The 25,239-nt window shown below is 69.7% G+C and carries 32 protein-coding genes, 1 tRNA gene and 1 pseudogene; 17 read left to right on the forward strand and 17 right to left on the reverse strand.

Features of this window, described 5'->3' with window-relative positions:
• The first annotated feature begins 50 nt into the window (after positions 1 to 50).
• The 4 genes and pseudogenes from E1267_RS47445 to E1267_RS29360 all read left to right on the forward strand — a co-directional run bounded on the left by E1267_RS47445 (position 51) and on the right by E1267_RS29360 (position 3,062).
• Positions 51 to 173: a hypothetical protein gene (locus E1267_RS47445; RefSeq protein WP_281283721.1), complete on the forward strand. Its 123-nt coding sequence runs from the start codon at positions 51 to 53 to the stop codon at positions 171 to 173.
• Between the two features lie 135 nt (positions 174 to 308).
• Positions 309 to 1,660: pseudogene (locus E1267_RS29350) on the forward strand (replication initiator).
• Entirely contained in the window at positions 1,657 to 1,842 is a 186-nt protein-coding gene (locus E1267_RS29355; protein WP_132337107.1) for a helix-turn-helix domain-containing protein, read from the forward strand. Before E1267_RS29350 ends, E1267_RS29355 begins: the two are co-directional and overlap by 4 nt.
• A complete protein-coding gene (locus tag E1267_RS29360) occupies positions 1,839 to 3,062 on the forward strand; it encodes a site-specific integrase (RefSeq protein WP_246064335.1) in 1,224 nt (407 codons plus the stop codon). Before E1267_RS29355 ends, E1267_RS29360 begins: the two co-directional genes overlap by 4 nt.
• An 8-nt stretch (positions 3,063 to 3,070) precedes the next feature.
• Here E1267_RS29360 and E1267_RS29365 read toward each other — a convergent pair whose 3' ends face one another.
• The 4 genes from E1267_RS29365 to E1267_RS29380 all read right to left on the reverse strand — a co-directional run bounded on the left by E1267_RS29365 (position 3,071) and on the right by E1267_RS29380 (position 5,778).
• Positions 3,071 to 3,742 carry a ribonuclease FAU-1 family protein gene (locus E1267_RS29365; protein WP_132337109.1) on the reverse strand — a complete coding sequence of 224 codons (672 nt, stop codon included), beginning with the start codon at positions 3,740 to 3,742 and terminating at the stop codon, positions 3,071 to 3,073.
• A 122-nt stretch (positions 3,743 to 3,864) separates the two neighbouring features.
• Positions 3,865 to 3,937 (reverse strand) — tRNA-Thr (locus tag E1267_RS29370).
• Between the two features lie 8 nt (positions 3,938 to 3,945).
• Positions 3,946 to 4,920 carry a 23S rRNA (guanosine(2251)-2'-O)-methyltransferase RlmB gene (gene rlmB / locus E1267_RS29375; protein WP_132337111.1) on the reverse strand — a complete coding sequence of 325 codons (975 nt, stop codon included), beginning with the start codon at positions 4,918 to 4,920 and terminating at the stop codon, positions 3,946 to 3,948.
• A gap of 120 nt (positions 4,921 to 5,040) precedes the next feature.
• The gene (locus E1267_RS29380; protein WP_132337113.1) at positions 5,041 to 5,778 is read right to left on the reverse strand and encodes a TetR/AcrR family transcriptional regulator; all 738 of its coding nucleotides are present in this window, start codon (positions 5,776 to 5,778) and stop codon (positions 5,041 to 5,043) included.
• Between the two features lie 122 nt (positions 5,779 to 5,900).
• Between E1267_RS29380 and E1267_RS29385 the strand changes: the two genes are divergently transcribed.
• Positions 5,901 to 7,253, forward strand: a complete 1,353-nt coding sequence (locus E1267_RS29385; protein WP_132337115.1) for a serine hydrolase domain-containing protein — start codon at positions 5,901 to 5,903, stop codon at positions 7,251 to 7,253.
• 8 nt (positions 7,254 to 7,261) lie between these two features.
• Here E1267_RS29385 and cysS read toward each other — a convergent pair whose 3' ends face one another.
• Complete coding sequence (cysS, locus tag E1267_RS29390; RefSeq protein ID WP_132337117.1) at positions 7,262 to 8,653, reverse strand: cysteine--tRNA ligase; 1,392 nt, start codon at positions 8,651 to 8,653, stop codon at positions 7,262 to 7,264.
• Between the two features lie 43 nt (positions 8,654 to 8,696).
• The gene (locus tag E1267_RS29395; protein WP_132337119.1) at positions 8,697 to 9,083 is read right to left on the reverse strand and encodes a PPOX class F420-dependent oxidoreductase; all 387 of its coding nucleotides are present in this window, start codon (positions 9,081 to 9,083) and stop codon (positions 8,697 to 8,699) included.
• A gap of 53 nt (positions 9,084 to 9,136) precedes the next feature.
• On the opposite strand from E1267_RS29395, the gene E1267_RS29400 reads away from it, so the two are divergent.
• The gene (locus tag E1267_RS29400; RefSeq protein ID WP_132337121.1) at positions 9,137 to 10,147 is read left to right on the forward strand and encodes a DUF2637 domain-containing protein; all 1,011 of its coding nucleotides are present in this window, start codon (positions 9,137 to 9,139) and stop codon (positions 10,145 to 10,147) included.
• 67 nt (positions 10,148 to 10,214) lie between these two features.
• Here E1267_RS29400 and E1267_RS29405 read toward each other — a convergent pair whose 3' ends face one another.
• The 4 genes from E1267_RS29405 to E1267_RS29420 form a co-directional block, all read right to left on the reverse strand.
• Positions 10,215 to 10,484, reverse strand: a complete 270-nt coding sequence (locus tag E1267_RS29405; RefSeq protein ID WP_132337123.1) for a GlsB/YeaQ/YmgE family stress response membrane protein — start codon at positions 10,482 to 10,484, stop codon at positions 10,215 to 10,217.
• Between the two features lie 102 nt (positions 10,485 to 10,586).
• The gene (locus E1267_RS29410) at positions 10,587 to 10,868 is read right to left on the reverse strand and encodes a GlsB/YeaQ/YmgE family stress response membrane protein (protein ID WP_132337124.1); all 282 of its coding nucleotides are present in this window, start codon (positions 10,866 to 10,868) and stop codon (positions 10,587 to 10,589) included.
• A 185-nt stretch (positions 10,869 to 11,053) separates the two neighbouring features.
• A complete protein-coding gene (ispF, locus tag E1267_RS29415; protein WP_132337126.1) occupies positions 11,054 to 11,515 on the reverse strand; it encodes a 2-C-methyl-D-erythritol 2,4-cyclodiphosphate synthase in 462 nt (153 codons plus the stop codon).
• 17 nt (positions 11,516 to 11,532) lie between these two features.
• A complete protein-coding gene (locus E1267_RS29420; RefSeq protein WP_020544658.1) occupies positions 11,533 to 12,015 on the reverse strand; it encodes a CarD family transcriptional regulator in 483 nt (160 codons plus the stop codon).
• 246 nt (positions 12,016 to 12,261) lie between these two features.
• On the opposite strand from E1267_RS29420, the gene E1267_RS29425 reads away from it, so the two are divergent.
• Positions 12,262 to 12,879, forward strand: a complete 618-nt coding sequence (locus E1267_RS29425) for a copper chaperone PCu(A)C (protein ID WP_246064336.1) — start codon at positions 12,262 to 12,264, stop codon at positions 12,877 to 12,879.
• 51 nt (positions 12,880 to 12,930) lie between these two features.
• Here E1267_RS29425 and E1267_RS29430 read toward each other — a convergent pair whose 3' ends face one another.
• Complete coding sequence (locus E1267_RS29430; RefSeq protein WP_132337127.1) at positions 12,931 to 13,623, reverse strand: response regulator transcription factor; 693 nt, start codon at positions 13,621 to 13,623, stop codon at positions 12,931 to 12,933.
• Positions 13,620 to 14,792 (reverse strand): sensor histidine kinase, encoded by a 1,173-nt coding sequence (locus E1267_RS29435; protein WP_132337158.1) that lies wholly within the window; start codon positions 14,790 to 14,792, stop codon positions 13,620 to 13,622. Before E1267_RS29435 ends, E1267_RS29430 begins: the two co-directional genes overlap by 4 nt.
• Before the next feature lie 134 nt (positions 14,793 to 14,926).
• On the opposite strand from E1267_RS29435, the gene phoU reads away from it, so the two are divergent.
• On the forward strand, positions 14,927 to 15,568 hold the full coding sequence (gene phoU / locus E1267_RS29440) for a phosphate signaling complex protein PhoU (protein WP_132337129.1): 642 nt from the start codon (positions 14,927 to 14,929) through the stop codon (positions 15,566 to 15,568).
• A 31-nt stretch (positions 15,569 to 15,599) separates the two neighbouring features.
• On the opposite strand, the gene E1267_RS29445 is transcribed toward phoU, so the two are convergent.
• From E1267_RS29445 to mshA, 3 genes are read right to left on the reverse strand one after another with little or no spacing between them, the layout of a single operon-like run.
• Positions 15,600 to 16,343 (reverse strand): phosphoglyceromutase, encoded by a 744-nt coding sequence (locus tag E1267_RS29445; protein WP_132337131.1) that lies wholly within the window; start codon positions 16,341 to 16,343, stop codon positions 15,600 to 15,602.
• A 10-nt stretch (positions 16,344 to 16,353) separates the two neighbouring features.
• Positions 16,354 to 16,845: a type III secretion system chaperone family protein gene (locus E1267_RS29450; RefSeq protein WP_132337133.1), complete on the reverse strand. Its 492-nt coding sequence runs from the start codon at positions 16,843 to 16,845 to the stop codon at positions 16,354 to 16,356.
• A gap of 38 nt (positions 16,846 to 16,883) precedes the next feature.
• Positions 16,884 to 18,161 (reverse strand): D-inositol-3-phosphate glycosyltransferase, encoded by a 1,278-nt coding sequence (gene mshA / locus E1267_RS29455; protein ID WP_425465102.1) that lies wholly within the window; start codon positions 18,159 to 18,161, stop codon positions 16,884 to 16,886.
• A 131-nt stretch (positions 18,162 to 18,292) separates the two neighbouring features.
• Between mshA and E1267_RS29460 the strand changes: the two genes are divergently transcribed.
• The 7 genes from E1267_RS29460 (at position 18,293) to E1267_RS29490 (ending at position 22,730) form a co-directional block, all read left to right on the forward strand.
• Positions 18,293 to 19,036 carry an SDR family NAD(P)-dependent oxidoreductase gene (locus tag E1267_RS29460; RefSeq protein WP_132337136.1) on the forward strand — a complete coding sequence of 248 codons (744 nt, stop codon included), beginning with the start codon at positions 18,293 to 18,295 and terminating at the stop codon, positions 19,034 to 19,036.
• Positions 19,037 to 19,060: 24 nt separating this feature from the next.
• Positions 19,061 to 19,867, forward strand: a complete 807-nt coding sequence (locus E1267_RS29465) for a class I SAM-dependent methyltransferase (protein WP_132337137.1) — start codon at positions 19,061 to 19,063, stop codon at positions 19,865 to 19,867.
• 182 nt (positions 19,868 to 20,049) lie between these two features.
• Positions 20,050 to 20,382, forward strand: coding sequence for a YnfA family protein (locus E1267_RS29470; protein WP_132337139.1), 333 nt, complete (start codon positions 20,050 to 20,052; stop codon positions 20,380 to 20,382).
• Between the two features lie 84 nt (positions 20,383 to 20,466).
• Entirely contained in the window at positions 20,467 to 20,823 is a 357-nt protein-coding gene (locus tag E1267_RS29475; RefSeq protein WP_132337141.1) for a BlaI/MecI/CopY family transcriptional regulator, read from the forward strand.
• Positions 20,820 to 21,725, forward strand: a complete 906-nt coding sequence (locus tag E1267_RS29480) for a M56 family metallopeptidase (RefSeq protein WP_132337143.1) — start codon at positions 20,820 to 20,822, stop codon at positions 21,723 to 21,725. Before E1267_RS29475 ends, E1267_RS29480 begins: the two co-directional genes overlap by 4 nt.
• 60 nt (positions 21,726 to 21,785) lie before the next feature.
• The gene (locus E1267_RS29485; RefSeq protein WP_132337144.1) at positions 21,786 to 22,277 is read left to right on the forward strand and encodes a helix-turn-helix domain-containing protein; all 492 of its coding nucleotides are present in this window, start codon (positions 21,786 to 21,788) and stop codon (positions 22,275 to 22,277) included.
• Positions 22,278 to 22,280: 3 nt separating this feature from the next.
• A complete protein-coding gene (locus tag E1267_RS29490; RefSeq protein WP_132337146.1) occupies positions 22,281 to 22,730 on the forward strand; it encodes a hypothetical protein in 450 nt (149 codons plus the stop codon).
• A gap of 185 nt (positions 22,731 to 22,915) precedes the next feature.
• Here E1267_RS29490 and E1267_RS29495 read toward each other — a convergent pair whose 3' ends face one another.
• Positions 22,916 to 23,719: an enoyl-CoA hydratase/isomerase family protein gene (locus E1267_RS29495; RefSeq protein WP_132337148.1), complete on the reverse strand. Its 804-nt coding sequence runs from the start codon at positions 23,717 to 23,719 to the stop codon at positions 22,916 to 22,918.
• A 90-nt stretch (positions 23,720 to 23,809) separates the two neighbouring features.
• On the opposite strand from E1267_RS29495, the gene E1267_RS29500 reads away from it, so the two are divergent.
• Positions 23,810 to 24,397 carry a TetR/AcrR family transcriptional regulator gene (locus tag E1267_RS29500; RefSeq protein WP_132337149.1) on the forward strand — a complete coding sequence of 196 codons (588 nt, stop codon included), beginning with the start codon at positions 23,810 to 23,812 and terminating at the stop codon, positions 24,395 to 24,397.
• Positions 24,398 to 24,500: 103 nt separating this feature from the next.
• Positions 24,501 to 24,866, forward strand: a complete 366-nt coding sequence (locus E1267_RS29505; protein WP_132337151.1) for a DUF2516 family protein — start codon at positions 24,501 to 24,503, stop codon at positions 24,864 to 24,866.
• Here the strand turns inward: E1267_RS29505 and E1267_RS29510 are convergent.
• Positions 24,867 to 25,239: SGNH/GDSL hydrolase family protein (locus tag E1267_RS29510; protein WP_132337153.1), on the reverse strand; the 373-nt coding region annotated here is incomplete at its 5' end.

Genomic DNA, 25,239 nt, shown 5'->3' on the forward strand with positions numbered 1-25,239 from the left:
CCACTGGCGCGTCTACCTCACCACCCGCCCACGCGAAAGGAGATAGCCCCGTGCCCGAAACCCTGCCGGTGATCCACTACCGCTGCTGCACCTGCGGCGGCACCGGCCTGCACTCCGAAGGCGACCGGTGCCCCGACTGCGACGGCACCGGCATCGACAACCACGGCGCATAACGCGCAGCGCCCCCGGCCTGGCCGCACATCCGCCAAGACGACTGCCAGGTCGGGGGCCATCCCCATCACCCGAACGAGTGAGAGGAGGTCTCCATCTTGCCTGCAACCCACGACAACGCGCACGCCATCACCGGCATGATCAAGCGCCTCAACCGGCCCGACTACGACCGCTGGGCCAGCCAGATCCGCCACACCGGCGGCTGCCGCCAGCCCATCCACCTCCGTGGCAAGGTCGACCACTACGACCAAGCCACCGGCAAACTCCTGCACCGCTACACCACCCGCAGCGAACCCGACGGCGTCCTACGCGTCCCGTGCAAGACCCGCCGCGCCACCCGCTGCCCCGCCTGCGCCGAGACCTACCGCGCCGACACCTACCACCTCATCCGCGCCGGCCTCATCGGCGGCAAGGGCGTCCCGGAAACCGTGACCGGTCACCCGACGCTGTTCGTCACCTTGACCGCTCCGTCCTTCGGCGCGGTCCACACCCGCCGCGAGCACGGCGGCAAGGTCCAGCCCTGCCACGCCCGCCGCAACGCCACCACATGCCCGCACGGCCGCGCCATGACCTGCACCGAACGCCACCACAAAGACGACCCGCGCCTCGGCGAACCGCTCTGCCCCGACTGCTACGACTACACCGCAGCGTCCTGTTCAACGCCCTGGCCCCGCTGCTGTGGAAACGCTTCGCCGACTCCCTACGTCGCCACCTGGCCAAACTCGGCGGCCTGCTCCTCAAGGAGCTGCGCCGCCACCTGACGCTCTCCTTCGCCAAGGTCGCCGAATACCAGCGGCGCGGCGTCGTCCACTTCCACGCCGTCATCCGCCTCGACGGCCCCGGCGGACCCACCGCACCACCACCGGCCTGGGCCACCACCGACACCCTGACCCAAGCCATCCAGCACGCCGCCCAAGCCGTCTCGGCCACCGCACCCGCTCACGAGGGTGAACCCGAACGTGTCCTGCGCTGGGGCGCTCAGCTCGACATCCGCCCTATCACCTTGAACGGCGACCTCACCGAACAAGCCGTCGCTGGCTACATCGCCAAGTACGCCACCAAAGCCGCCGAATGCGTCGGCACCCTCGACCGCCGCATCAACGCGCTGGACGACCTCAGCGCCTACAACCTGCGCGACCACGCCCGCCGCCTCATCACCACCTGCCTACAGCTCGGCACCCAACCCGAACTGGCCGACCTCCGCCTCACCAACTGGGCCCACATGCTCGGCTTCCGCGGCCACTTCTCCACCCGCTCCCGCCACTACTCCACCACCCTCAGCGACCTACGCGCCGACCGCGAACACCACGCCCGCGACACCGACATCACCACCGGCCGCCTCCCCCTCTTCGACGAAGACACCGTCCTCGTCATCAGCGAATGGGAGTACGCAGGCAAGGGCCACTCCCTCGGAGACGCGCTCCTCGCCGCCGCCCTCACCGAGACACCGCTGCCGACGTCCCAACACGACCTTGGGAGCCGCCCATGACCCGGCTGCTCCTCACGGTCCCTGAGGCCGCAGAAGCCCTGTCCATCTCGCGCAGCAAGCTCTACCAACTACTCGCCACCGGCGCCGTCGCCTCCATCCGCATCGACGGCTCCCGCCGCATCCCCGTCTCCGCGCTCACCGACTACATCACCCGCCTGACCAGGAAGGAGGCCGCCGTATGACCAAAACCCTCATTGGCACACCAGACGAGCAACCGCGCAAGAAGAAGGCACCCAAACTGCGCGACGGCGTCATGAAGCGCGGCACCACCTGGTCATACGTGATCAGAGTCCGAGACCCTCAGACGGGAGAGAGCAAACCGAAGTGGGTGAGCGGGTTCGCCACGGAGGACGACGCCAAGGCCGCCCGCGATGAAGCGCGGGTCAAGGCCCGTCGCGGCGAGTACATCGACCGCAACACCATCACCGTCGCCGAATACCTCGCCGAGTGGATCGAGGGCCACGCCGTCGAGATCAAGCCTCACACCCTCAAGGGCTACCGCGACATGATCCGCCTTTACATCACCCCGCGCATCGGGGCTCTCCGCCTCCAGGCACTACGCCCTTCGGCGATCACCAAGTTCTACCGCGACCTCCTGACCAGCGGCGGCAGGAAGAACAGCCCTCTGGCACCGAACACCGTCAAGCACGTCCACACGGTGCTGCGGAAAGCGCTCACGGACGCCGTACTGGTTGATGAACTCCTGCCCAACAACCCAGCGGAGCGGGCCAAGCTCCCCCGAGTCCCATCCACAGAACCCGGCATGGTGTGGACGCCCGCCCAACTCCAGGTCTTTCTCCAGACCGCGCAAGACCACCGCCTCTACGCCTTCTTCCACCTCGCGGCCTACACGGGTGCCCGCAGAGGCGAACTGCTCAACCTCCGCTGGACGGACGTGGATCTCGACAAGCCGCAGATCCACATCACCGGCACCGCGGCCGTCCTCGACCGCCAGCGCGTCGAGGGAACCACGAAGAGCGGTCGTTCCCGGGTCGTCTCCCTCGATGCGGGAACGGTCAAGGTCCTCAAGGCCCACCGCGCCCGCCAGGACGAGGAACGCCTCAAGCTCGGCGAGTCCTGGAAGGGCGGCCACGCCTACGTCTTCACGACCGGCTGGGGAGAGCCGGTCTTCCCAGACACGCCCAGCTCCCTCATGCCCAAGCTCATCGCCGCCCACAACAAGCAGAACCCGCGCGCACCGCTTCCACACGCCCGCCTGCACGACCTGCGCCACATCCACGCCACGACGCTCCTGATGGCCGGCACCCCCGTGCACGTCGTAGCGGCCCGACTCGGCCACGCCGACCCCGCCATCACCCTCCGCGTCTACGCCCACGTGATCCACGAGCAGGCCGCCACAGCAGCGGACATCTTCGCGAATGCAGTCAAGAACTCAGCCTGACACCCGCCTCACCACCTTGAAGGCTCCCCTCCACTGGGGGAGCCTTCATCCATGTCGGCACGAACTCTCGGCGGTTGAGGGGGCAGTTCTGGTAGTTCCCACGACTTCGGCGGGGAGAAGTCGCACCAACTGCCATCGAACGGATAAGCACCGGCCTCGATCAAACGTGTCGCCCGTTCCCCCTCAGCCCGAATCGATGATGCCTCCTCAAGAGACCAATACGCAGGATGGCCGATCTTCGATACGAAGGACTCCTCGTCCTTCCACCGCCAGACACGGTCAGGATCCACGACGATGTCCAGTTCGTGATCGAACACATCGATGGCATCGGCTTCATACGCCCGACGCTCCAGATTGACGTACCAACCCTCGAAAGCCATCTCGGCAGAGAACAACCACCACACGGCGTACCCCGCATCCGCCGGCATGTGGACCAGGTTGTTGCGTGGCCGCCACTCGTCCCTCACCAGGGGATACCCCTCGGCAGGCCGTTCCTCGGGCAGGACGTCGCGTAAGTGGCCACCATCTGGAACATCCACGCGCCACACAAGAGCCCCTGCTGCCAGCCACAGGAGCGTCCCATCAGTGGTCCGGTGAACAACTCTCGCCGTAGTGGCCACGCTCAGATGTCCCCCGAGATAGAGGCTCAAGGTCAACGTGCGCCGCGCTTCGCTGAGCATGCCAAGATCATCGCACTCCGGGCGCAGCCTGTTAGCAAGGGTGTTAGCAAGATCGCCATATTGTCCTGACAAACGCGAAGCCCCTGAACCGGAAACACCAGTTCAGGGGCCTTATGTTGCAGAGCCGACGAGGGGAATCGAACCCCTGACCTTCTGTTTACAAGACAGATGCTCTGCCGATTGAGCTACGTCGGCGCGGCCTATCAGTGTAGACGCTGGCGACGCCTGTGACGAGCGACTTCGTACAGTGCCACCCCGGCCGCCACCCCCGCGTTGAGTGACTCCGTGGATGCGTGCATCGGGATGCGGGTCACCACGTCGCACTGCTCGCGTACCAGCCGAGAGAGCCCCTTGCCCTCGGAGCCGACGACCACCACGAGCGGCTCGGTCAGGAGTTGGGCGTCGCCGATGTCGGTGTCGCCGGCGCCGTCGAGGCCGACCACGAACAGGCCCGCGTCGCGGTAGTCGCGCAGGGCGGCCGTCAGGTTGGCGGCGCGGGCGACGCGCAGGGTGGCGAGTGTTCCCGCCGACGTCTTCCAGGCGCCTCCTGTGACGCCGGCCGAGCGGCGTGAGGGGATGAGAAGGCCGTGGGCGCCGAAGGCGGTGGCGGAGCGGGCGATGGCGCCGAGGTTGCGCGGGTCGGTGACCGAGTCGAGGGCGACGATCAGCGGGGATTCGGCGGCGTCGTGCGCGATGTCCACCAGCTCGGACGGGTGCGCGTAGTCGTAGGCGGGGATCTGGAGGGCGACGCCCTGGTGGACGGCGCCTTCCGTCAGGCGGTCGAGCTTGTCGCGGGTGACTTCGAGCAGGGCGATGCCGCGTTCTGCGGCGATCTTGATGGAGTCGCGTACGCGGTCGTCGTTGTCGATGCGCTGCGCCACGTAGAGGGCGTTGGCGGGCACGTCGGCCTGGAGGGCCTCCAGCACCGGGTTGCGGCCCCCGATGTATTCGGGTGCGTCTTCCGAGCGCCTGCCCTTGGTGGGAGCGGCGCGGCGGCCGTCTCCTCGCTCCTCGCGGGCGACGCGCTGGGCGCGGGCCTTGTCTTTGTACCAGTGCCGCATCTCCGCGGGCGGGGTCGCGCCCCTGCCCTCGAGCGACCGGCGGCGCTGCCCTCCGGCGCCTTTGGACGGGCCCTTCTTCTTCGCGGGCCTGCCCGAGCCCCTGCCGCCTGCTGCCATGGCATCAAGGGTACTCGGGGCGCGGGGCAGCTCGGCCCAGGCAACCGCGCCCACGCGAAGCTACCGGGCAACGGCGCCCACGCGGAAAGCCGGGCGACTCGCAGCCCACAGTGCCGGGGTTCAGCCGGTCGACGTGAGCCTGGCCGTCACCCCCTCCAGGACGCATTCCAGCCCGAGGCGAAAGCCGTCGTCGCGGTCCTCGCGCACCCGCCGTCCCCGTTGCCCCGCGTAGAGCCGGCGCAGCCGCGGATGGTCGCGTGCGGCCTCCTCGGCGGCGGGCAGCAGGCGTTGGGTCCATTCCTGCTCGCTCTGCCCGCTGCGGGCCAGGGCGGTCAGGGTGGCGGCCTCGCTGGTGGAGATGCCGACGACGTACGCCACCACGGTGTTCATCGCCTGGTCGGCCTCCTGCAGGCCGAATCCGCCCTCCTCGAACACGGCCAGCATCTTTTCCATCAGGCGCATGACGTTGGGCCCCAGGTAGGCCAGGCCGGTCTCGCCCAGCACGGACACGATCCAGGGGTGGCGCAGGATGGTCGTGCGGAGGCTGTGGGCACAGCCGGTGATGGCCGTACGCCAGCCGTCCGGATCGCCGGTTGCGGGCACCTCGACTTCGCCGTAGACCTCGTCGACGACGAGTTCCAGCAGCTCGTCCTTGTTGGCCACGTGCGTGTACATCGAGGTGGCCCCGGCGTTCAGGCGGGTGCCGAGCTTGCGCATGCTCAGGGCGTCGATGCCCTCGGTGTCGAGGAGTTGGAGGGCCGCGGAGACGATCTGCTGCCGGCTCAGCGCCGGGTGGTCGCGCCGCTGCGGGCGCGGCCGGGCCCACACCGATGGGACCTGCTGCTCGTCGGCCGGCATGTGTCTCCCCTCCGAAGCTTTCCTCCGCACAGTGTACGGCTTGCGCACATCGTACGGACACACGTACGGTGTGCGGAATAGCCGAACACCGTACGGCGTTTCAGACAAGAGGGGAACAGCCCATGTCCTTCGACGTCGAGAGCTGGCAGACCCGGCTCGACGAGTTGCGGGCGGCCCACGGCGTGCCCGGCGCGTCGCTGGCGGTCATGACCGGCGGCCGCGTCCACGAGCTGGCCTCCGGCGTGCTGCACGAAGGCACCGGGGTGGAGGTGACCACCGGCTCCGTGTTCCTGTCCGGCTCGCTGGCCAAGCCCTACACCGCCACGCTGGTGATGTCCCTGGTCGACTCCGGTGACCTGGAGCTGGACACGCCGGTGGTGGACGTGCTGCCGGAGTTCGGCACCCCCGACCCCGAGGCCACCAGGGCGATCACGATCCGGCGGCTGCTGTCCCACACCGGCGGCATGACCAACGACTTCACCTACGATTCCGGCCGGGGTGACGACTGCCTGGCCAGGTACGTCGAGGCGCTGAGGAAAGTCCCGCTGGACTGCCCGCCGGGCACGGCGCTGTCGTACGGCAGCTCCGGATACGTCGTGCTGGGCCGCGTCGTCGAGGTGCTCACCGGGCAGACCTGGGACCGTGCGCTGAAGGAGCGGCTGTTCGTCCCGCTCGGGCTTGAGCACTCGATGACGCTGCCGGAGGAGGCGCTGCGGTTCCGCGTCGCGATGGGTCACACGGACGGCCCCGCGCCGGTCTGGGACCTGCTGCCGCGCTCGGCGGGCCCGTACGGCAGGGTCATCGTCTCCGCCGGGGACGTCGTCCGTTTCGCTCGGATGCACCTCGACGGCGGCCTCGCCGCGGACGGCACGCGCGTGTTGTCGGCCGAGGCGGTCGCGGCCATGCAGCACCGCCATGCGGGCTGCCCGGACAGGTGGTCGATGTCGGCCGACGGCTGGGGCCTCGGGTGGGCGCTGCACGACTGGAACGGGGTCTTCGGGTACGGGCACGACGGCAGCGCCGTCACCCAGCGCGCGTACCTGCGGGTCGTCCCGCACGCGGGCCTGGCGGTCGCGCTGCTGGCCAACGGCGGCGCCTTCAGCCGGTTGTACGCCGACCTGTTCGGCGAACTGCTGGCCGAGCTCGCGGATGTGCGGATGCCGCCGCCGTTCGCCCCGCCGGCGAACCCGCCCGCGGTGGACCTGGCGCCGTGGACGGGCACCTACAGGCGCCCCGGCGTCGTCACGACCATCACGGGGGACGAGCGCGGCGGGCGCATCCGCTACGAGTTCGTCGACGGCATGGAGGGCTTCTCCGATCCGCTGGAGTCGGACCTGACGCCGGTGTCGCCGACGGTGTTCGCCGCCTCGGGCGCCCCTTTCGGCGAGGATCATCTCCCCGTGGTGTTCGCCACGCTGGCCGACGGCACCCCCTGCGTCTACGTCGGCATGCGCGCCACGCCCAGGGTCGCCTGAGCGCGCTCTTAGCGGCTCAGCTCCCAGCGCGGCCCGTGCGGGGTGTCCTCCACCGTGATGCCCACGGCGCTCAGCCGGTCTCTGATCGCGTCGGCCGCCGCGTAGTCCTTGCGCTCCCGAGCGGCCTTACGCTGCTCCAGCGCCACCGCCACCAGCGCGTCGACCACCGGCGACAGGTCGGACCCCGCGCCCCGCCACTGCGGCGAGCGCGGGTCGAGGCCGAGCACGTCGAGCATGTTCTGGGTCTCGGCGAGCAGCCGGGCCACCGCCTCCTTGTCGCCCCGCGACAGCGCCACGTTGCCCTCGCGCACCACCTCGTGCACGACCGCCAGCGCCTGCGGGGTGCCCAGGTCGTCGTCGAGCGCGTCGGCGAACGCCTGCGGGAGCGGCGCGTCGGCGTCGACGTCGTGGATGACCTCGGCGGCGCGCGTGACGAAGCCCTCGATGCGCTGGTAGGCCGCGGCGGCCTCCTGCAGCGCCTCCTCGGAGTAGTCGATCGAGGAACGGTAGTGCGGGGCGGCGAGGTAGTAGCGCAGCTCCACGGGCCGGACTTTCTGCACCATCTCGGGGATCAGCAGGGAGTTGCCGAGCGACTTGCTCATCTTCTCCGTGCCGATCTTGACCATGCCGTTGTGCATCCAGTGGCGGGCGAACCCGTCACCCGCCGCCTGCGACTGGGCGATCTCGTTCTCGTGGTGCGGGAAGATCAGGTCGATCCCGCCCCCGTGGATGTCGAACGTCGGCCCGAGGTATTTCGTCGCCATGGCCGAGCACTCCAGGTGCCAGCCGGGGCGGCCGGGCCCCCACGGGGTCGGCCAGGTCGGCTCGCCGGGCTTCTCCCCCTTCCACAGGGCGAAGTCGCGGGAGTCGCGCTTGCACGACTCGTCGTCGGTGTCGGCCGCGGGCCGCATGTTCTCCAGCTTCTGGTTGGAGAGCGAGCCGTAGCGGTCGGCGTAGGACTGCACGTCGAAGTAGACGTCGCCGCGGGAGGCGTAGGCGTGCCCGCGCTCGATCAGCCGCTCCATGAGCGTGATCATCTCGGGGATGTGCCCGGTGGCGCGGGGCTCGACGGTCGGCGGAAGGCAGCCCAGCGTGTCGTACGCCCAGGTGAAGGCCCGCTGGTTGCGCTCGGCCACGACGAACCAGGGCACGCCCTCCTCGGCGGACACCCTGATGATCTTGTCGTCGATGTCGGTGACGTTGCGGCAGAACATCACGTCATATCCGGAACGCGCCAGCCAGCGGCGCAGCACGTCGAAGTTCACACCCGAGCGGATATGCCCGATATGCGGGGGAGCCTGCACGGTCGCCCCACACAGGTAAATCGACGCCCGGCCGGCTTCGACCGGAACGAATTCGCGGATGGCGCGTGCGCTGGTGTCGTAGATGTGCAGGCTCACGAAAGAAAGGCTAACGCCTCCGGGGTGCCTACCGAGCGTCGAATCAACTGCGCAACGTGACCTTGTCCGGAGAAATCCTCACGACGAGTCGCTCGATGCCCGGTTTGTCCTCCCAGGGCTGGCCGCGGTACTTCTGCGACAACTCCTCGATGAGCGCGCCCTCGGGGTCGGGCGTCATGGTCACCAGCCCGCGCACCTCGACGTAGCGGTAGGGGTTGTCCGGGTCGATGACGAGCAGGCTCGCCCTCGGGTCGCGCTCGAAGTTGCGCGGCTTGACGCGTCCCTTCGCGGTCGAGAAGAGCACGTCGTCACCATCCGTACGGATCCAGACCACGCTCGAATGGGGTCCGCCGTCCGGATTGATACAGGTGACCGTCGCGAAATTCGGCGCTTCCAGGAGCTTGCGGGCATCTTCCGGCAGCACAGCCATGTGTCCTCCTAGATCGGTCTGACCTTCCATTCTTCTGTAGGCTCACAACCGCCATGGACGTGACTCCCCCTTCTGCGCTCCGCCGCCTGGGCATCGCCCTCGCCGGGCTCGCCGTCGCCGCCCTCACCGGGGCCGCGTGCGTGCTCTCCTTCGACGACCTGCGCGCGCTGGCCGTCACCGGACAGGCCGCCGACGACCTCGCCTACCTCTATCCGGCGGCCTTCGACGCGCTCCTGGCGGTCGCGCTGATCAGCGTGCTGCTGCTGCGCTCGGCCAAGCTGCTCGTACGCGTGCAGGCGGCGTTCGTGCTGGTCCTGCTCATCGTGGCGGCCGCCGCGGTGAACGTGGCCGCGGCGGTGCGCTTCACCTTCGACGTACGGCAGACGGCCATCGGCGTGGCCCTGGCGCCCTGGGTCATGCTGGCGCTGGCCCTGTGGCTCTGGCTGTTACTGATCAAGCACGTGCACGCCCGGCGCGGGCCTGGAGGCGACGCCGGCGCCGAGCCGGCCCAGGAGCAGGACCTCGTGCCGTTCGGCCGGCCGTCGCCCGCCGCGGAGACGACCGCGCCGGTCCCCGCCGCCACTCCCGAGCCCGCTCCGGAACCCGAGCCGGAGCCGAAGCCGCAACCCGAGCCGCAACCTGAGCCGCAGCCCGAGCCGCAGCCCGAGCCGGAGACGGCGCCGGTCTCGGCGCGGGTGTCGGAGTGGCCCGTGCAGGAGGAAGAGGAGAAGGAGCTCCACCCCGTTGACTTAGCTCCCCGGCCGGAGCTCCCGACACGGCCCGTCCGGTGGGGCGATCGGGTCAAGCCGGAGGACGTCCTCGTCCACCCCCGCTCCACCGACAAGGACACCGGCGAGGACCCCGGCAAGGACGCCGACACGCAGCCGCAGCCCGTCATCGTCGACGACGGCCCCGACCCCGCCCACGGCCCCGAGGCCGCCGACCAGCACGAAGCCAGGCCGGAGGGCGACATGGAGGACACCGCCCCGCACCCGGCGGTCCACGAGGAGACCCCGGCGCCGGCGGAGCGGCTGCGCAGCACCCCGACCCCGCCGGAGGACTGACTCGCCAAGATTCACGAAGCAGGAGGCCCGCCCGGGAGCTCTCCCGGGCGGGCCCACGTGAATCCGCCTAGACCTTCGAGCCGCGGCGTAGCCCCGCGACGAGGCCGACGCCGACGACGGCGAGCACGACCTGCATCACCAGTTCGATCCAGTCGATGCCAGACGTGGTCTCGACACCGAGCACCTGCGCGAGCAGGGTGCCCAGGAGAGCCGCCACGATGCCGACGACGATGGTGAGGATCCAGCCGATGGCCTGCTTGCCGGGAAGCAGCAAGCGGCCGACTACGCCAATCACGGCACCGATCACGATGGCGCCGAGGATGGACTGGATTGTCATGACACAAACCTCCCCGTGAGGGTGAGCGGTTCACTCCCACGGGGTGCTCGCTACCCGATCTACCGCGATTATGCGCAGATATGACGAACGGGCAGGTCAGGCTTAGGTTCTTCCGGTACGGCCGGTGCGCCCGGCGCCCATGCGCGTCACGAGGAGGACGCCCACGACCGCCAGCACGAGTTGGAGAATGTGCTCGATCCAGTCGATACCCCTCGTGTCGGCCCAGCCGAACGCCTGCGCGATCAGCGTGCCGATCAGAGCGGCCACGATGCCGACGATGAGGGTCAGGCCGATGGACATCTTCTGCTTGCCGGGCACCAGCAGCCGGCCGAGCGCCCCGATTATGGCGCCGATGACTACTGCCGAAACTATCGCGCCGATCATGTGTAGCTCCCCCCGAGACGTTCACATGTCTCTGAGCAGACCTACCCGTTGAACAGGCAAACTACCCAAAAAGAAGGCGGCGGTCCGTACCGCGCCAGTGACGAACCGCCGCCTTCGGACTTCGGCGGGCTTGGCGACGGCCCGCCGGGACACCCTCACGCGTCCCTGCGTAAGACGCCCGGCGCTCAGGAAAGGTTGACCACCAGCGCGGTGGCGAACGCGGCGATGCCCTCGCCGCGGCCGGTCAGCCCCAGCCCGTCTGTGGTGGTGGCGCTCAGGCTCACCGGTGCGCCCACGGCTGCGCCGAGAGCCATCTCGGCCTCGACGCGGCGCGGCGCGAGCTTCGGCCGGTTGCCGATCACCTGGATGGCGACGTTGCCGATCTCGTAGCCGGCGGCGCGTACCTGCCGCGCGGTCTCTTCGAGCAGCGCGGCGCCCGACGCCCCGGCCCAGCGCGGGTCGGAGGTGCCGAACAGCCGGCCGAGATCGCCGAGACCGGCGGCGGACAGCAGCGCGTCGCAGGCCGCGTGCGCGGCGGCGTCACCGTCGGAGTGGCCGTCGAGCCCGGTCTCGCCCGGCCAGTGCAGACCGGCGAGGTTGAGCTCGCGCCCCGAAGCGAACGGGTGGACGTCGACTCCGACGCCCACCCGTGGAAGATTCGTGCTCAGGAGTTGAGAACCTCGTCGAGAAGGGCCTCGGCCTTGTCCTCATTGGTCTTCTCGGCCAGGGCCAACTCGCTGACCAGGATCTGGCGCGCTTTGGCGAGCATGCGCTTCTCGCCCGCGGACAGACCGCGCTCGCGGTCCCTCCGCCACAGGTCCCGAACCACCTCGGCGACCTTGTTCACGTCGCCGGAGGCGAGCTTCTCCAGATTGGCCTTGTAGCGACGAGACCAGTTGGTCGGCTCTTCCGTGTGCGGCATCCGAAGGACGTCGAAAACTCGCTCAAGGCCTTCCTGGCCGACAACATCGCGCACACCGACGAGTTCTGCGTTTTCTGCTGGCACCTGGACGGTAAGGTCGCCCTTGTCGACCTTGAGCACCAGGTAGGTCTTTTCCTCACCCTTGATGGATCGCGTCGTGATTGCTTCGATCCGAGCAGCCCCATGGTGGGGGTAGACGACAGTGTCGCCGACCTGGAAAGTCATGTGACAAGTACCCCTTCCGCTGTACTCCAGGGTACCACGCATCCACAGCCTCCCGGAACAGTGAAATCCTCATAACTGCAGGTCAAAGCCGCATATTGGGGCTTGACAAGTGCTCAACTGTATGAATCGCATTTGCGGACATAGCGAATGACCTGCGGGGGTGCGGATATGACCATGCATTCGGGTCGATAAGGTGGGCGCGGCTCATGAGCATGCGCGAGACATGCGGGTGAGCCTCACACACGCATGCGCAAGACCAAGGAGAACCCGCCCGTGACCAGCAGTCGCTGGATTGTCGTAGCCGCCGCGTTCTTGGCAGCCCCCGTGCTCGCGGGCTGCGGGGCAGGATTCGACGCCACCACCAACCAGCCGTACGCCCCCAACGAGGCGCAAGTGTTGATCGAAAAGGGTGCATACGGCACGCGCGGCATTCACATCCCGCAGGCGTTCATCCTCGGCCCCGACCCCGGGGCGCAGCTCGCCTGGCGCGGCTCCGCCCCCGTCTACCTCAACATCCTCAACAAGTCGGGCGCCCCCGACACCCTGCAGAAGATCACCGCGAGCGACATGGGTGAGGTCAAGATCACCGCGCCGATCCAGCTGCCCGTCGGCCGGCTCGTCAACACCGGCAAGCCCACCCCGCAGATCATGCTCGAGTCGATCCCCAAGAGCCTCAGAGGCGGCGAGAGCATCAAGCTGGACCTTCAGTTCGCCAACGCCGGCGTCGTGTCGCTGCACGTGCCTGTGGTGACGCGCAGCCGCGAATACAAGGACTATCCGCCGGCTCCCAACGCCACCCCGGCGCCCACGCCCTCCCCTACGCCCTCCGCGACCGGCGAAGAGGCGACGGAAGAAGCTCACTGAGCAGCAGAGAACCCCTGTTCCGATACGGCGGCCGTACCGGAACAGGGGTTGTCAGCCTTCGACGGCGTCGAACTTGTAGCCCAGGCCGCGCACGGTCAGGATGCAGCGCGGGTTGGACGGGTCGGACTCGATCTTGGCGCGTAGGCGCTTGACGTGGACGTCGAGGGTCTTGGTGTCGCCGACGTAGTCGGCGCCCCAGACCCGGTCGATGAGCTGGCCCCTGGTCAGCACGCGCCCGGCGTTGCGCAGCAGCACCTCCAGCAGCTCGAACTCCTTGAGCGGCAGCTGCACCTGCTCACCGCGCACGGCGACGACGTGCCGGTCGACGTCCATGCGTACGGGGCCGACGGCGAGCACGGCCGTCTCCAACTCCTCGACGACGTCTCCCTGGCGGCGCAGGACCGCGCGGATGCGCGCCACCAGCTCGCGTGAGGAGAACGGCTTGGTGACGTAGTCGTCGGCGCCCAGCTCAAGGCCGACGACCTTGTCGATCTCGCTGTCCTTGGCGGTCAGCATGATGACCGGCACCTTGGAGCGCTGGCGCAGCGAGCGGCACACCTCCGTGCCGGGCAGCCCCGGCAACATCAGGTCGAGCAGGACCAGGTCGGCGCCGTTGCGGTCGAAGGTGTCGAGCGCCTCGGGCCCGGTCACCGCGACCGACACCTCGAAGCCCTCCTTGCGGAGCATGTAGGACAGGGCGTCGGAGAAGGACTCCTCGTCCTCCACGACGAGCACTCGGGTCATTTGGCGGCCTCCAGGGGAATCGAGGGTGGTACTGCCACCGCCGTGCCGCCGAACGCGGGCAGGCGGAGCGTGAAGGTGGAGCCGGACCCTTCCTTGCTCCAGACGGACACCTCTCCCGCGTGGGCGGCGGCGACGTGCTTGACGATGGCGAGGCCGAGGCCGGTGCCGCCGGTCGCCCGTGACCTGGCCGCGTCGACGCGGAAGAAACGTTCGAAGATGCGTTCCAGGGCCTCCTCGGGGATGCCGATGCCCTGGTCGCTCACGCTGATCTCGACGGAGTCGCCCGCGGGCCGCACGCTCACGACGACCCGCGTGTGCTCGGGGCTGTAGGCGACGGCGTTGTCGATCAGGTTGCGCAGCGCGGTGACGAGCAGTTCGTCGTCGCCCCAGATGCGCAGGCCCTCGGTGCCGCCGGTGACGAGCGTGATGTCCTTGGCGGCGGCCCTGGTGTTGCAGTGGTCGACGGCGTCGTTGACGGCCTCGTCGATGGAGACCTGGCCGGGGGTCGGGATGGGTTCTGCGCCCTGGATCCTGCTGAGCGTGATCAGGTCCTGGACGAGGTAGTTGAGCCGGGCGGTCTCCAGCTGCATGCGACCGGCGAAGCGGGTGACCGCCTCGGGGTCGTCCGCCGCGTCCTGGATGGTCTCGGCGAGCAGGCTCAGCGCTCCCACCGGGGTCTTCAGCTCGTGGCTGACGTTGGCGACGAAGTCGCGGCGTACGGCCTCGACCCTGCGCCGCTCGGTCTGGTCCTCGGCCAGCACGAGCACCTGGCCGTGCGAGCCCAGAGGCGCCACGCGCACGGCGAAGCTCGTGGTCTCCTGGCCGAACTTGTGCCCGGCGACGTCGATCTCGCTCTCGCGGATCTCGCCGTCGCGGCGCACCTGCCTGGCCAGCGCGAGCAGTTCGGCGGCCATCAGCCGCTCCCCCTTGACCAGTCCGAACGCCCGCGCCGCCGAGCTGGCGCGCAGCACGCGGTCGTGCGCGTCGAGCACCACGGCGGACGACGGCAGGACGGCGAGCACGGAGGCCACCCCCTGCGGCAGCGCCGCTCCCGTCTCCACGCCGTCGTTCGCGGCCGTGCGGCTCGGGGCCTCGATCTGGTTGCGGTAGAACAGGACCGCCAGGGCGCCCACGACGAACCCGGCCAGGGCCGCGAAGCTCATGGCCATCTCACTCATGACTTCGATGGTAGGCGGCCTTTCCCGCAGGACAGACCCCCTCATCAGGGGATGAACGTGGCTTTCCTGGAAAGTTCATCTGAGCGTTGGAGTTCGTTCATCGTCGCCCCCGTACGGTGAGCGGCATGCGCGACGCGTACCATGAAGAACTCGATACGCTGACCGACAAGCTGGTCGAAATGACCAGGCTCGTCCGCTCAGCCATCTCCCGTGCCACCACGGCGCTCCTCGACGCCGACCTCGCACTCGCCGAGAGCGTGATCTCCCGTGACGAGGAAGTGAACTCGACGTTCGCCGACATCGAGGCGTCGATCTTCGAGCTGATGGCCAGGCAGCAGCCGGTCGCGGTGGACCTGCGGATGGTCATCACGGCGCTGCGCATGGGCACCGACCTGGAGCGGATGGGCGACCTCGCCGTCCACGTCGCCAAGGTCGCCCGCCTTCGCCACCCCGACTCGGCGATCCCGGCGGAGACCCGCTCGACCATCGTCGAGATGGGGCAGATCGCCGAGAACCTCGTCACCAAGGCCGGCAGCTGCGTGGCGTCCAGGGACGTCGACTCGGCGCTGGAGCTGGAGCAGGACGACGACGCGATGGACCGGCTGCACCGGCGGTTGTTCCGGAACATCCTGGCCAAGGACTGGCCGCACGGCGTCGAGCCGGCGATCGACATCACGTTGATCGGGCGCTATTACGAGCGCTACGCCGATCACGCCGTCAGGGTGGCGGCGGACGTCGTCTACCTCGTGACGGGGTCGCGCCCCTGACCGCCGGCCCGGCCCGACGCCTCGTCGGTGGTCAGCGGCCCTGGTTGGCGACGGCCTCGATGGCCGCCTTGGCCGCCTCGGCGTCGAGGTAGCGCCCACCGCGCACCGCCGGGTTGTAGTCGGCGTCGAGGTCGTAGACCAGCGGGATGCCCGTCGGGATGTTGAGGCCGGCGATCTCCTCGTCGCCGATGCCGTCGAGGTGCTTGACCAGGGCCCGCAGGGAGTTGCCGTGGGCCGCCACCAGGACGGTGCGGCCGGCGGCGAGGTCGGGGACGATTTCGTCGTACCAGTAGGGCAGCATGCGCTCGACGACGTCCTTCAGGCACTCGGTGCGGGGCATGAGCTCCGAGGGCAGCAGGGCGTAGCGCGGGTCGCCGGCCTGGGAGAACTCGTCGTCGTCGGCGATCGGCGGCGGGGGCGTGTCGTAGGAGCGGCGCCAGAGCATGAACTGCTCCTCGCCGAACTCCTCCCTGGTCTGTGCCTTGTTCTTGCCCTGCAGGGCGCCGTAGTGGCGTTCGTTGAGCCGCCAGCTGCGCTTGGCGGGGAGCCAGAGCAGGTCGGCCGCCCCCAACGCCAGCTGGGCCGTCTGGATGGCTCGGGTCAGCAGACTGGTGTGGACGACGTCAGGCCGGAGCCCGGCTTCCTGGAGCAGCTTGCCGCCCCGGCGTGCCTCGTCCTCGCCCTTGGCCGACAGACTCACGTCCACCCAGCCGGTGAACAGGCCCTTCGCGTTCCAGTCACTCTCGCCGTGCCGTAGCAGCACCAAAGTCGCCATACGCCCAATCCTAGGGGCGCTCCGCCCTGGCCGGGTCGGCGAAGCGGGCGAACGCCTGCAGGTTGGCCAGCGACTCGCCGCGCTTGGCCCGCCACTCCCACTCGCGCCTGATCGACGAGGCGAAGCCCAGCTCAAGGGCTCGGTCGAACCAGTCGTCCGCGTACGTCAGCACGCAGCCGAGCAGCCGGTCGATCTCGTCCTCGTCCACGGCGGCCAGGGGAACGCGCCCGACGAGATAGACGTCGCCGACGGGGTCGAGGGAGAAGTGCACGCCGTACATCGTGCCGTTCTTGCCGAGCAGCCAGCGGTGGAACTCGGCGTGGTTCTCGTCGGGCCGGCGGCAGAAGAACGCCTCGACGTGCAGGACCGTCTCTCCGACGATCAGCCAGGTCATGGTGGCGAGCTTGTGCTGCCCGGGCAGTCTGACCAGGAACGCTCCTGGCCGCGGCTCCTCGTAGGAGACGTCCGCGGCCTTGAGCGCGGCTTCGACGACATCGCGCATGCAGCCCAGCATAGGCGGGCCAGAACAATGTACGGGTGCTAGAGGTTCACGGCCACGGGCGTCTTGTGCAGGTTGGCGACGGCGGCCGCGTACACCTCCATGAGCCGCGAGGCGGTGGCCTGCCAGCCGAAGGCGGCGGCGTGCGCGCGGGCGCCCCGGGAGAGCGCGTCGCGGCGGCGGGACCCGGTGACGAGGCGGCGCAGCGCCCCCGCCCAGACGGCCGGGTCGTGGCCGTCGACGAGCACGCCGGACACGTCGTGGCGCACGGCGGTGCGCAGCCCGCCCACGGCCGCGGCGGCCACGGGGGTGCCGCACGCCTGGGACTCCAGGGCGACGAGGCCGAACGACTCGCTGTAGGAGGGCACCACGGTCACGGACGCGGCCCGGTACCAGTCGGCCAGCTCCTCCTGCGCGACCGGCGGCACGAGGCGTACGACGTCGGCGATGCCCAGCTCGGCCGCCAGTTCGGTGAGGATGGACGGCCGGGCCAGGCCGTTGCCCGAAGGGCCTCCGACACAGGCGACCACCAGACGCTCACGCAGCGACGGGTCGTCGATGAGCATCCGTGATGCGGCGCGCAGCAGGACGTCGGGCGCCTTGAGCGGCTGGATCCTGCCGACGAACAGCAGTACGTGCGCGTCCTGCGGCAGCCCCAGGCGGCGGCGGGCCGCGTCCTGCGAGCCGGGGCTGAAGACGGTGAGGTTGACGCCGGGGTTGACGACGGCGACGCGCTGCTCGGGGGCGCCGTACAGGTCGACGAGCTCGCGCGCCTCGTCGGCGGTGTTGGCCACCAGGCGGTCGGCGATCTCGACGACCTGTTCCTCGCCCACGACGCGGGCCTGGGGTTCCGGCCTGTCGCCCCGGGCGAGCAGCAGGTTCTTGACCTTCGCCATGGTGTGCATCGTGTGCACGAGGGGCACGCCCCAGCGTTCCTTGGCCAGCCAGCCGACCTGGCCGGACAGCCAGTAGTGGGAGTGGATGACGTCGTAGCGGCCGGGCTCGTACATGGCCTCTGTGCGCAGCACCTCCGACAGGAACGCGCAGAGCTGGCCGGGCAGGTCGCTCCTGTCCATCTCCTCGTACGGTCCTGCGGTGAGGTGGCGGACGAGGACGCCGGGAGCGAGCTCGGCGACGGGGGGCAGGTCGCGGGCGGTGGCGCGGGTGAAGATCTCCACCTCCACGCCTGCCTGGGCCAGCCGTCTGGCGGATTCGACGATGTACACGTTCATGCCGCCGGCGTCGCCCGTGCCGGGCTGGTCCAGGGGGGACGTGTGCATGCTGATGGTCGCGACCCGGTGGACCCGTCGTCGCCTCACTCGACACCACCTCCGAACCAATGACAACCTTCCAAATATTTGCGACATTCCCGTCAGATAGTCACAGTCGGGGTACAACTCCGGCGGGCCCGCCCACGGGCGCGGATCAGCGGTGCTGGCAGGATGAGGGCATGCGGAGAACAGCCGTGGTGACGGGCGCCAGCAGCGGAATAGGCGAGGCGACCGCGCGCCGGCTCGCCGGCGAGGGATACGACGTGGTGGCGGGCGCCAGGCGCCGCGACCGGCTCGACAAGCTGGCCGCCGAGGTCCCCTCGGTCACGCCGGTGACGCTCGACGTGACCTCCGAGGAGTCGGTCGACGCGCTGGCGGGCGCGCTCGACCGCTGCGACGTGCTGGTCAACAACGCCGGCGGCGCGCTCGGCCTCGAACCGGTGGCCGAGGCCCGGCTCGACGACTGGCAGCGGATGTACGACACCAACGTGCTCGGCTCCCTGCGCATGACCCAGGCACTGCTGCCCCGGCTGATCGAGTCGGGGGACGGCGTGCTGGTCATGCTGACCTCGACGGCGGGGCTGGTGTCGTACGAGGGGGGTGGCGGCTACTGCGCGGCCAAGCACGCCCAGACGTCGATGGTCGAGACGCTCCGTCTCGAACTCCTCGGGCAGCCGGTGCGGATCGTCGAGATCGCGCCCGGCATGGTGCGCAGCGAGGGCTTCGCGGTCACCAGGTTCCGCGGCGACGAGGAGGCCGCCGCCCGCGTGTACGAAGGCGTGCCCGGCCCGCTGACCTCCGACGACGTGGCCGAGGCGATCGCCTGGGCCGTGACGCGCCCGGCCCACGTGAACATCGACCGCTTGGTCATCCGCCCCCGCGCCCAGGCCGCGCAGCACAGGATCCACCGCGTCAGTGACTGAGCCCGCCCGCGTGGCGGCCGCCTGATGGGCAGGTCCCCCGCCCGCAGGCCGGTCGGGGCGATCACGAGGGGGACGACCGGGCACAACCGGCTGCGGCGATCAGACCGCTGGCTCGCGGCCGTGCACGGCGGGCGGCTGCGGGCCGCGGTCCGCCCCCTGGTGGTGGACCTCGGCTACGGCGCCTCCCACACCACGACGCTCGAGCTGTTCACCCGGTTACGCCAGGTGGCGCCGGGAGTCGAGGTGGTGGGCATCGAGATCGACCCGGCCCGGGTGGCGAGGGCGAAGCCGTACGAGCGGAAGGGGCTGACGTTCCGGCTGGGCGGCTTCGAGCTGCCCGTGGCCCGCCCGCCGACGCTGGTGCGGGCGTTCAACGTGCTCAGGCAGTACGAGGAGGGCGAGGCCTGGCGCTACTGGGACGTGCTCCGAGGCGGCCTCGCCCCCGGCGGCGTGCTCGTGGAGGGCACCTCGTCGGAGAACGGGCGGCGCGCGGTCTGGGCCGGCGTGTCCGGGGAGGGGCCGGTCACCATCACCTTCTCCGCCCGGTTCGACGCCTTCGAACGGCCGTCCGACCTGGCCGACCGGCTGCCCAAGACCCTTATCCACCGCAACGTGCCGGGTGAGCGCATCCATACGTTCCTGCGGGACTTCGACCACGCGTGGGCGGTGAGCGCCCCCTACGGGGCACACGGACGGCGGCAGCGGTGGCTGGCCGCCGTGCGCGTCCTGGCCGCGTCGTGGCCGGTGCCCCTGAGTCCGCCGCTGGGCGGGCCCGCGAGGTGGCGGCTCGGCGAGCTGACGCTGCCGTGGACGGCGGTCGATCCCCGCTAGGGCGTTCGGAGCGGGGACGCGAACGCGGCGCAGGCCCGGTCGTCGAACAGCACAAACGTTCGCCGCAGACGTCTCCGCCTGCCGCACCGCCTCCAGGGCGATCCGCGCCGCGTCGCCGAGAACCAGCGTGATCTCCATCCTTCCGAGGATGGCCGCCGCCGGGCTGGCTAACCTCGGCGGTTATGACCGTCGCCAAGTCCGTGCTGCTGTTCGTGCTGGCCGCGCTCGCCGAGATCGGCGGCGCGTGGCTGATCTGGCAAGGGGTGCGCGAGCACCGCGGTGCCGTCTGGATCGGCGCGGGCATCGTCGCGCTCGGCCTGTACGGCTTCGTCGCCACGCTGCAGCCGAGCGCCGACTTCGGCAGGGTGCTCGCCGCCTACGGCGGGGTCTTCGTCGCGGGCTCCCTGGCCTGGGGCATGGTCGTCGACGGGTTCAGGCCCGACCGCTGGGACGTCGCCGGCGCGCTGATCTGCCTGCTGGGCGTGGCGGTCATCATGTACGCGCCCCGCGGCTGACGAACCCCCGCCCGGCACGGCGCGTCAGCAAGGTCACACGCCCCGAATGCCAGCTCGACAGGTTGTAGAGCTACCCTGAAAGGCGTGAAGGGTCTTGGCGAGCTTGAGCGCAGCATCATGGACATCCTCTGGGCGCAGAGCAGTGCGCTGACCGCCCGCGAGGTCGGCAGGCTCATTGCCGACCGCGACCTCGCCCCCACGACGGTGATGACGGTGCTCGACCGGCTCACCCGCAAAGGGTTCCTGGAGCGCACCCGTGACGGCCGCGCGTGGAGATATCAGCCGGCGGAAAGCCGCGACGCGTACATCGCTGAGCTTATGCTGGAAGCCTTGGACATGACGGGTGACCGATCGGCCGCCCTGACCCGTTTCGCCCAGGCTGTGTCGGGCACGGAGGCGGAGATCCTGCGAAGAGTCCTCACGGAGCTGGAGGAAGAGTGATCACGGCAGCGGTGCTGGCGGCGCTCGCCACGGCGTGTGCTCTCGGCTCCTGGCGTTTCACCACGGCCCGGTGGACCTCCCGCGCCCCCCGGCTGGCCGTCATCGTCTGGCAGTCCCTCGGCCTCGCCTGGGGGCTGGCCACGACCGGCGCGATGCTCGCCTTCGCCGTCCAGCCCTACGGCACAGGAGTGCTGCAGGGGCTGATCGCGTTCGGGCGGGGCGAGACACCGCCCGAGGCGTGGGACCCGCTGCACGTGCTCGCCCTGATCGCGGGCCTCACCGCGCTGGCGGTGCTGGTGGTCGTGCTCATCATGGCGGGCGTGCAGGCGCTGCGGGCCCGCCGCCGCCACCGCATGGTGCTGGCGCTGATCTCGCGTGACGATCCCGGCGTGCCCGGTGTGCGGGTGCTCGACCATCCCGGCGCCGCCGCCTACTGCGTGCCGGGGCTGCGCTCGCAGGTCGTGGTCAGCGAGGGCGCGCTCAAGCTGCTGTCCGAGGACGAGCTGGCCGCCGTGCTGGCGCACGAGTCGGCGCACGTACGCGAGCGGCACGACCTGGTGCTGCTGCCGTTCGCCGCGCTGCGCAGGGCGCTGCCCTGGTCGAAGGTGGTGGCCGACGCCCAGTCACAGGTGGAGCTGCTCATCGAGATGGCCGCCGACGACCGGGCCCGCCGCTACTGCTCGCCGCGCAGGCTGGCGACGGCGCTGCTCAGGTTCGGCACGGCGGGCGCCATGCCGACGCCCCAGGGCATGCTGGGCGTGCACGCCCAGCACGTCATGGCTCGGGTCGACCGCCTGATCAAACCGGGTCCCGAGCTGGCAGCACCGGCCCGCTACGGATTCATCGCGCTCTCCGTGGGTCTGCTCACCGCCACGCCGTTCCTGTGGGTCATCCCGCTCTAGTGCTTGCTGGAGTTAATCACAGCGTTTGCAATTGCAAGCAGCGCGAGGCAGAATACAGGCATGGCACTACCCAAGGTCGGCTCGATCGGCGAGTACATCCGCGACCAGCGGCAGCAGGCGAAGATCTCGCTTCGCCAGCTGGCTGAGGCGGCGGGGGTCTCGAACCCCTATCTCAGCCAGATCGAGCGTGGACTGCGCAAGCCGAGCGCGGAGATCCTCAACCAGATCGCCAAAGGTCTGCGCATCTCCTCGCAGGCGCTCTACGTGCAGGCGGGCCTCATCGAGGACCGCGAGCCGCCGAGCGACGTGATCACCGCGATCAGGGCCGACCCGCTTCTCTCCGAACGGCAACGCCAAGTGCTGATCGATATCTACGAGTCGTTCCGCAAGGAGGCGCCCGCCGGGGACGAGCAGACCTCCCAGCATGCTCATCCCCAGCGCGGCCCCGAAACGGACGACGAACCGCTGCCCGAGGAGTTTCTCGCCGCACTTGAGCCCTACGCGGCGCCCTCCGGCAACGGCAACGTCACCCAGGAAACCAAGGAAGGTTAACCCATGCCGCTCACCACCGAGGTCAAGAAGCTGACCGAGTCCAAGCCGTTCTACGCCGTCGCGGGTGTCGGCGACTACGCCGTCGAGAAGCTGCGCGAGCTGCCCGAGCAGCTGCAGAAGCTGCAGTCGCGCCGCTTCGAGTTCACCCAGGAGCTCCCGGTCAAGGCCCGCGAGTTCACGCAGGAGCTTCCCGTCAGGGCCCGCGAGGTCGCGGGCAAGGCCGAGGGCCTGGCCAGGGAGCTTCCCGAGAAGGCCCGCGGCTACGCCGACCAGCTGACCCACAAGGCCACCGAGGTCTACGACGACTTCGCCGCGCGTGGCCGCAAGGTCGTCAGCAAGACGTCCGGCGAGGCCGCGCTGGAGCTCGAAGAGGTGTCGGAGGCCGCCGAGCCCGCCACCGCCGAGCCCGTCCGGCCGGCCAGGAAGACCCGCACCACCAAGGCCGGGTCCTGACCGAGCCGTAAGGCCCGCCCTTCACGGGCGGCCAGAACGATGGGGGCGCCGCCGATCACATCGGCGGCGCCCCCAGACGTGCGTGGCACCTGCACGAGCGGATCCACATCGCCGACCCGGGGGCCGGAAAGGGGAGATCGCGCGCCCGCTCGCTCACCTCTAGCCCTGAGCGGACGACCGCCCGGCTACCTGCCGTGGAAGGCCGGCGTCCGGCCGTCGCGTGCGGCGGTGAGCGCCTCGACCATGTCTTCGCTCGTGAACGTCAGCAACTCGTGGGCGAGGCCCTGCTCGATCGCCCCGGCCATGGTGTCTTTGAGCAGCCGGTTGACGGCCATCTTGGTGTAGCGCACAGCCAGGGGAGCGCCTGCGGCCAGGCGCCGGGCGAACGCGGTCGCCGCGGGCAGCACCTCGCCGACGGGGCACACGTGCGTGACGAGGCCCAGGTGGGCGGCCTCTGACGCGGTGACGGGATCGCCGGTGAGCAGGTAGCGCTTGGCCAGGGCGGGTCCCATGACCATCGGCCAGATGGCCGCGCCACCGTCGCCTGCGACGACGCCGATCCGCACATGCGGGTCCGCGACGGTCGCCGTGTCCGCCATGAAGATCGCGTCGCAGAACAGCGCGATCGTCGCCCCGAGGCCGGTCGCGTCGCCGTTGAGCGCGGCGACAAGTGGAATCTCGACGTCGAGCAGATCCCAGACGATCCGCCTGGCCACCTGCCGGCCGGCGTCGATCACCGGCAGTCCCTGCTCGCGTTGCCACAGCAGTGAGCCGACCGGGTCTTTCAGCCCGGTGAAGAAGGCCGGCCCAGAGCCGGTCAGGACGATCGCCCTTGCTTCGCGCTCCTCACGCAGGTCGTGGAAGAGGCGGCCGACTTCCTCGTGGATGGCGAGGTCTGAGGTGTTCGCCTCGGCGGGGTCGCGGAAGAAGACTGTCAGGATTTGGCCTCTCCGCTCGAAGCGCATGGTGGTGTAGGCATCCGTGTCCATGTCCACTCTCTCTCAAGACGATAAGGAACCGTTGGGTCCTTACATGTCCTAGTAGTATAAGGAACTCACGGTTCCCAGCAAGGCGGGACAATGGATCAGACAAGACGGCGCAGGGGATCCACGCTGGAAGAGGCCATCGTCGAGGCGGCCTGGGACGAACTGCGCGAGGCCGGATACGCCAAGGCCACCATGAACAACATCGCCAGACGGGCGGGCACCAGCAAGCACGTCCTGTACCGGCGCTGGAAGAACCAACCGGAGCTCTTCCTCGCAGCGCTGAAACGCTTCGCCGCCACGGCCGACGTGCCGGACACCGGTGACGTACGTGATGACCTGGTCGCTCTGCTGGGGCGGATCCGGCAGGTGTTCGACCTGCTGCCCGGCGATCTCATCAGTGGCCTCATCACCGACAGCCGGAACGATGCCGTCCTGTTCGACGAGGTGCGGACCTATGTGATGGGAGAGGGTGTGCACGACGTCACCCGGGTCATCCTGCGGCGCGCGGCCGACCGGGGCCAGATCGAACCCGGCCTGCCGGCCGCACGCATCCTCAGGCTGCCCATCGACCTGCTACGCAATGAATACCTGATGTCACGCGGGCCGCTGCCGGCCGAGACGGTGACTGAGATCATCGACGACATCGTCATGCCGCTCCTCCGGCCGGCCGCACGGCGATGACCCCATTAGAGGCGGGCCTTTCCGCTTCCGGGTGCCCGCGCGCCAGGGGCGCCTATTAGGCTGAAGCCGATTTCCTCGCGGCGTATAGGCGGAGCCAACGACTATGAATCTGATCAACGGTGTGTTCAACCTCCTGTTCCTGGTGATCGCCGCCGTCATCGTCGGCATGTCGGTCTACGCGCTGGTGCACGCGCTACGTGTCCCGACGGACGCGTTCGTCTCGGCGGGCAAGCTGAAGAAGAACCTCTGGCTGCTGATCCTCGTGCTGGCCACGCTGTTCTCCGCCGGAAGCGCATGGAGCTACTTCAACGCGTTCCTGATCGTCGGTGACACCCAGTTCATCGGCATCGGCATCGGCATCTTCTCGATCGCGGCGGTGATCGCGGCCACCGTCTACATCGTCGACGTGAAGCCGGCCGTCAAGGGCATGGGCGGAGGGCGCGGCGGCGGCCCGTACGGCCCCTGGTAGTCAGACCAACTGCGCCGCCAGCCAGGCGGCGATGCGCTTGTGCCCGGCGGCCGTGGGATGCACGCCGTCGGGCAGCACCGCCTCCGGCGGCCAGCGCGTGGCCATCGGGTCGAGGAAGGTCACGTTGTTGCGCCTGGCCACCTGCGCCAAGGCGTCGCGCACCGCGTACGCCTTCGCCGGGGCGGTGTCCAGCCAGATGGGGCCGACCATGACGATCGTGGTGTCCGGCCAGTGGCCGCGCACGACGTCCAGCAGCCGCTCGGCGGCCCTTTCGACGCGGCCGGTCCGCCAGCGCCGGTCGTTGTGTCCGCCCGAGATGACCAGCACGTCGGGGGGCGGCCGCCACGACAGCTCCACCTCGAACGAACGCTGG

It is taken from the genome of Nonomuraea longispora (genome assembly GCF_004348345.1).
Lineage (GTDB): Bacteria > Actinomycetota > Actinomycetes > Streptosporangiales > Streptosporangiaceae > Nonomuraea > Nonomuraea longispora.